This window comes from Micromonospora sp. CPCC 206060 (assembly GCF_036906895.1).
GTDB lineage: Bacteria > Actinomycetota > Actinomycetes > Mycobacteriales > Micromonosporaceae > Micromonospora.
On sequence record NZ_JBAKHU010000136.1, the window covers coordinates 1 to 6108 of the forward strand.

The 6108-nt window shown below is 67.2% G+C and carries 7 protein-coding genes; all 7 read left to right on the plus strand.

What is annotated here, in order from left to right; translation table 11 throughout:
* Positions 1-57 precede the first annotated feature (57 nt).
* The 7 genes from V6U90_RS32135 to V6U90_RS32165 all read left to right on the plus strand — a co-directional run bounded on the left by V6U90_RS32135 (position 58) and on the right by V6U90_RS32165 (position 6043).
* Complete coding sequence (locus tag V6U90_RS32135) at positions 58-1278, plus strand: aromatic ring-hydroxylating oxygenase subunit alpha (protein ID WP_334444733.1); 1221 nt, start codon at positions 58-60, stop codon at positions 1276-1278.
* Entirely contained in the window at positions 1275-1865 is a 591-nt protein-coding gene (locus V6U90_RS32140) for an aromatic-ring-hydroxylating dioxygenase subunit beta (protein WP_334444735.1), read from the plus strand. The genes V6U90_RS32135 and V6U90_RS32140 overlap by 4 nt, the downstream gene beginning before the upstream one ends.
* Positions 1866-1877: 12 nt before the next feature.
* Positions 1878-2165, plus strand: a complete 288-nt coding sequence (locus V6U90_RS32145) for a hypothetical protein (RefSeq protein WP_334444737.1) — start codon at positions 1878-1880, stop codon at positions 2163-2165.
* A 65-nt stretch (positions 2166-2230) separates the two neighbouring features.
* Complete coding sequence (locus V6U90_RS32150; RefSeq protein ID WP_334444739.1) at positions 2231-2911, plus strand: type 1 glutamine amidotransferase; 681 nt, start codon at positions 2231-2233, stop codon at positions 2909-2911.
* Complete coding sequence (locus V6U90_RS32155; RefSeq protein ID WP_334444741.1) at positions 2896-4389, plus strand: glutamine synthetase family protein; 1494 nt, start codon at positions 2896-2898, stop codon at positions 4387-4389. Before V6U90_RS32150 ends, V6U90_RS32155 begins: the two co-directional genes overlap by 16 nt.
* Positions 4390-4472: 83 nt before the next feature.
* Positions 4473-4793 (plus strand): 2Fe-2S iron-sulfur cluster-binding protein, encoded by a 321-nt coding sequence (locus V6U90_RS32160; protein ID WP_334444743.1) that lies wholly within the window; start codon positions 4473-4475, stop codon positions 4791-4793.
* Positions 4790-6043: an NAD(P)/FAD-dependent oxidoreductase gene (locus V6U90_RS32165; protein ID WP_334444745.1), complete on the plus strand. Its 1254-nt coding sequence runs from the start codon at positions 4790-4792 to the stop codon at positions 6041-6043. The genes V6U90_RS32160 and V6U90_RS32165 overlap by 4 nt, the downstream gene beginning before the upstream one ends.
* Positions 6044-6108 lie beyond the last annotated feature (65 nt).

Consider the following 6108-nt stretch of genomic DNA (forward strand, 5'->3'; position numbering starts at 1 on the left):
ACCACGACCCCAGCCGCAGCCGCCTAATCAAGATCTCTCATCCACAACTCTTGACTATTGCTCATCTTCGAGGAGGAGATGGTCAAGGTGTTCGGGGGACGGTCGTGGGTGTACCTGGCCCACGAGTCGCAGTTGCCCGAGCCGAACTCGTACCTCTCGCTGCGGATGGGCCGGCGCCCGCTGCTGCTCACCCGGGACAAACACGGCGCCATTCACGGCATCTTCAACCGGTGCGCGCACCGCGGCGCGACCATCTGCCGGGACGATTCGGGCGTCGCCAGGAGCTTCCAGTGCCCCTACCACGGCTGGACCTTCCGCAACACCGGTGAACTCGTGGGGGTGCCCTGGCCCCAGGGCTACGGTCCCGACTTCGACAAGTCACAGTTCGGGCTACGCAAGGTCGAACGCGTCAAGGCCTACCGCGGCTTCATCTTCGGTACGCTCAACGGCGACGCCACCTCCCTCGAGGACTGGCTCGGCCCGGCCCGGGACTGGCTCGACTACTGGATCGACCGTGCTTGCGGTGGCGAGGTGATCGTGCGCAGCGCCGCATTCAGGATGGGCTACCGGGGAAACTGGAAACTCGCGTACGACAACGCCGGCGACGGGTACCACCCGTCGTTCTCCCATCGCTCGCTTCTGGACATGGCGTCGCGGATGGGCGAGGCGAAGGACATGTCGTACTTCGGCCGCACGCCCGACGACGGCCCGATGAAGACGTACTCGCTCGGGCACGGACACAGCGTCATCGACCAACGACCAGCCTACGAGGGGCCGCCGGGAAGCTTCTGGCGCAACCAGCGCCCGCAGCCGGGCCGGGAACGGTTCGAGGAGCTCATCCGCAGCCAGTACGCGGATCGGGCCGACGCCCTGCTCGACCTCTGCGTGGGCGCTCAGATCAACCTCAGCATCTTCCCGAACCTGCTAATCATCGGCAACCAGATCCAGGTCATCGAGCCGCTCGGCGTCGACCGGACCCAGCTCACCTGGCACGCCACCACCGTTCGCGGCGTCCCCGACGAGGTGAACACGATGCGCATGCGCACCCAGGAGGACTTCCCCGCGTTCGGTGAGCCCGACGACCAGGCGAACTTCGAGGAGGTTCAGCGCGGGCTCGCGGTCGTCGAGGAGGAGTGGATCTACATGAACCGGGGCCTCGACGCACGGTGGCAGACGGTCGGCGAGGACGGCGTCGTCAAGGCACCGGTCACCGACGAGATGCACATGCGCGGCTACTACGCCGAGTGGACCAGCCAGATGGACGGGGAGGACGCGTGAAGATCCCGGCCCAGTACGCCGACACCTCCGCCTGGTCGTATCACATCGACGCTGATTACTATGCGGAACTCGACCGGCTGTGTCGGCTGTTCGCCGAGCCCTGGCCACAGCCGGACCCGGCGGACCTGCACCAGGCAACCTGGTTCCTCACCCAGGAAGCCCGTCTGATAGACGAAGGCCGGTTCAACGACTGGCTGGAACTGTTCAGCGACGACTGTCTGTACTGGGTCCCCGTCACAGCGGGCGGCGGACAGCCGCGGTCGGAGGTGTCGCACGCGTTCGACGACCGCCGCCGCCTCACCGACCGTGTCTACTGGCTGCGGACCGGCCTCGCCTACAGCCAGATCCCAGCCTCGCGCACCCGGCGGCTGATCACCAACGTCGAGGTCCTCGACGACAGCGGGGGCGCACGGCTGATCCGCTCCAACTTCATCGTCAACGAGTTCCGGGCTGGGGTGGCCAAGACCTACACGGGCTGGTACGCGCACGTCCTGACCCCCGCAGCCGACGAGTGGCGAACCCGGCTCAAGCAGGCCAACCTGCTCGACTCGGAGCAGTACCACGAGAACCTCACCCTGGTGTTCTGAGGCGATACCGCGATGACCCGCTCCCCCGCATCGAACTCCATCGAACACCTACAGCGCGAGAACATGCTGCTGCGCCAGCGAGTGGCCCGGCTGGAGCGGGAACTGGCCGCGACGACCCCGCTCGTCACCACGGCGAAGAGCCTGATCCTGTGGGACTTCACACCGTACGAGGTGCGACCGGACGACAGCTGGATGGCGGTCGACCGGAGCAGCGTGACCCAACTGCTTGCCGCGTTGGCCCGCATCGACCACTGGAACCCCTGGCACACCCGGATCGAGCCGAGGCCACCACAGTCATGACCGCGCACAAGCCGCTCACCGTCATCGGCCACGTCCGTGAACCCTCGATGGAAGTCCTCGCCAGGGTGGCCACCTCGACCGGCCTGCGCACCGAGATCGTCCGACCCGTGGCCGGCGAGGCGCTGCCGAGGCCGGACAGCAGCGCGGCGGTCGTGGTCCTCGGCGGTCCCCAGAGCGCGTACGACGACATCGAGCACCCGTACCTCGCCGACGAGGTCGCCTTCCTGGCCGCCGCGCACGATGCCGGTGTGCCCGTACTCGGTATCTGCCTCGGCTTCCAGCTGCTGACCCGCGCGCTGGGTGGCGAGGTGTATCCCGGCCCGTCGGGACTGGAATGCGGGTTCATCGACGTCAAGGCGGTCGATGCGGCCGGGGCGGAGCTGGCGGGTCGGCACTTCTCCTTCCACTCCGACACCGCGAACGTTCCCGCGGGAGCCACGCTGCTTGCCAGGTCCGACCGTTACGTCCAGGCGTGGCGTCACGGGCATGCGCTCGCCGTGCAGTTCCACCCGGAACTCGACCAACGGGGAATCAACCTCCTGCTCGACGAAGAGGAGGACAAGCTCGCACGGTTCGGCGTCGACGTCGCCGCGCTTCGCGAAGAAATCGACGACATGGCAGCAGCAACGTCGCCAGGAGAGCGGCTCCTCACGAGTTGGATCAACTCGCTGAGCACGAGCCGGAAACCGGCGATGCCTGATCCGACAACTTACCCCCGCAGGAGGGCCCCGTGTCCGCATTTGTGAAATTTGTTGAACAGCACGGACTGCATTCCGCCGAGCAGCTCGCGGCGGCGGAGCAGTCGATCGAGACACTGGAGCGTGAGGGCATCGAGATCGTACGCCTCGTCTGGCCCGACCAGCACGGCCTCCTGCGTGGCAAGTCGCTGACCAGGAACGCCTACGTCTCGGCACTCACGTCGGGCACCGAGATCACGATGGCGCCGTTCTTCTTCGACCCCGCCAACGCGATCGTGTTCAACCCGTTCACCCCGGACGGCGGCTTCGCCGTGGAGGGGCTGGGCGGCAGTCCGAACGTGAAGATGGTGCCCGATCCCACGACGTTCACCCCGCTCCCCTGGGTGGCGAACACCGCGGTCGTCTTCTGCGACCTCTACCTCGTCAACGGTCGGCCGTTCCCGCTCGCACCGCGCACGATCCTCAAGAATGCCCTGACCGCGCTGCGGGACAACGGGTTCAGGCTGATCGCCGGGGTGGAGATGGAGTGGTATCTCACCCGCATCGTCGACGACATGCTGCGCACCGGCTCGCTGGGCAGTCCCGGCTCGCCCGCCGACCCGCCGCGAGTCGCGCCGGTCGCCCGCGGCTACAGCTACCTTTTGCTGGACCACCTCGACGAGATCGACTCCATTCTCACGCCGATCCGTCAGGCGCTACTGCAGATGGGACTTCCGCTGCGCTCCATCGACGACGAGTGGGCGCCGAGCCAGGTGGAGACCACCTTCGACCCGCTCGAAGGGCTGGCCGCGGCGGACTCGGCGGCGCTTTTCCGGATGGCTACCAAGCAGATCGCGAAACGCAACGGATACCTCGCCTCGTTCATGTGCACCCCGGCGATCGCGGGCTTCTACGCCAGCGGCTGGCACCTGCACACGTCTCTCGTCGACCTCGACAAAGGCGAGAATCTGATGGTCCCGAACAACAACGCGCCGCTGTCCGACATCGGGCGGTACTACGTCGGGGGCACCCTGGCCCACGGCATCGCCGGCTCCGTCTTCACCACCCCGACGATCAACGGCTACCGCCGACGCCGTCCGTACTCGCTGGCGCCGGACCGGCTCACCTGGGGCCAGGACAACCGCGCCGCGATGATGCGGGTCATCAGCGAACCCAACGACCCAGCCTCACACGTGGAGAACCGGGTCGGTGACTCCGCCGCCAACCCGTACCTCTACATCGCCGCACAGGCCGCAGCGGGACTCGACGGTGTGCTGAACAAGACCGATCCCGGCCCGATCAGCGAGGACCCGTACGCCGCCGACGTTCCGCAACTGCCCACCTCGCTGTCCGACGCGATCGAGGCACTCGACCGGGACAGCTTCTACCGCACCACGTTCGGCGACACGTTCGTCGACTACCTGATCACCATGAAGAAGAGCGAGGTCGCCAGGTACGACTCCTGGGTCGCGGAGCACCCGGATCCGCAAACCTACGTCAACGGGATCACCGACTGGGAGCACCGGGAATACTTCGAGCTCTTCTGAGTGTCGAAGGTTCCTCCCGTCTTCGAGCGCTCCGCATCGCGGCGACGAACGCAGACCATCGCGAACACTGAGCAGGGACGCCCATGCCAACGATCATTTTTCACGCACCCGATGGCACCATCCACAAGGTCGAGGCCCGCGCCGGCGCATCGGCCATGGAGACCGCGGTCAAGCTCGGGGTTCCCGGCATCGTGGCCGAGTGCGGTGGCGCGCTCTCCTGCGCCACCTGCCACGTGTTCGTCAGCCCCGAGTGGCTGGAACTCACCGGTACGGCCAGCGAGTTCGAGACCGAGATGCTGGACGACGCGGCGACCGAGCGGACCCCGACGAGCCGGCTGTCGTGCCAGATCAGGATGACCGACGAGCTCGACGGGCTCGAGCTGACGATTGTGCCCGAGCAGTGAACGTCTCGTCCGGACCCCACCGCACCGGTGTGCTCGTCGTCGGTGGCGGCGAGGCAGGGCTCGCACTGGCGACCGAGCTGCGCGACCTCGGCTACACCGAGCAGATCACGATCGTCGGGCAGGAACCGTACCCGCCGTACCAACGGCCCCCGCTGTCGAAGGGGTTCCTCCACGGCACCGACGACGAGGAGACCCTCGCACTGCGCTCGCCAAACTTCTTGTCGGAGCGCCGGATCACAGTGTGGGACGGCCTCCGGGTCGAGGCGCTCGAATTGGGCGACAACGGCGGCACGGCAACCCTCAAGGACGGGTCGGCCCTGCAGTTCACCCGCCTTGCCCTGACTACGGGTGCCACGGCCCGGCGGCTCGCCGTCGCCGGGATGGATCTACGCGGTGTGCACACCCTGCGGACGATCCAAGACGCAATCGCCCTGCGGGCCGCCCTGGACAGCGGTTCCCGGGTGGTCGTGATCGGAGGAGGCTTCATCGGGCTGGAGGTGGCCGCGGCGGCTCGGGCCAAGGGCGCTTCGGTCACGGTCGTGGAGTCCACGAGCCGGCTGCTGCAGCGGGTGTGCGCCCCGCCGCTGTCGGCGCATTGCCTGCAGGTGCACTGTGATGCAGGGATCGAGGTGCTACTCGAAGCCACCGTGACGGCGCTGAGCGGTGACGGGTCAGGCTCCGTGGCAGGCGTCGAGTTGGCCGACGGGAGGACACTACCCGCCACCGTCGTCGTCGTGGGCGTGGGTGCCGTCCCCGCGACCGAGTTGGCGGAGAAGGCGGGGCTTTCGTGTCGGAATGGCATCGTCGTAGACAACGCGGGACAGACGACGCATCGCCGAGTCGTCGCCGCCGGGGACTGCACCGTCCAGCCGCACCCCCACCTCGCTGGGGAGTTGCTTCGCATCGAATCGGTCAACAACGCCGTCGAACAGGCGAAGTCCGCGGCACACACCCTTCTCGGCCTCAAACCACCATCCCGTGGCGTACCGTGGTTCTGGTCGGACCAGGGCAACATCAAGATCCAAATGGCCGGTATCTCGCACGGACACGATGAGTGGGTTGTGCGCGCCGAGCCTGGCCGACTCACCGTACTGTATTTCCGACGCGGTCGTCTCATCGCCGCCGACGTCGCCAACAACCCCCGTGACTTCATGGCCGTCAAGCGCGCACTGGGCGATGGCCTCACCATTGAACCCGCCCACGCCACCGACCGGAAGACGCCACTCAAAGAACTCCTCCAGCGCGGCTGACGCGCAGCCGGGCGCGGAACCGTTTGACGGCCGCTTTCGATGGTGTGATCAGCAGCTTGCCCGGG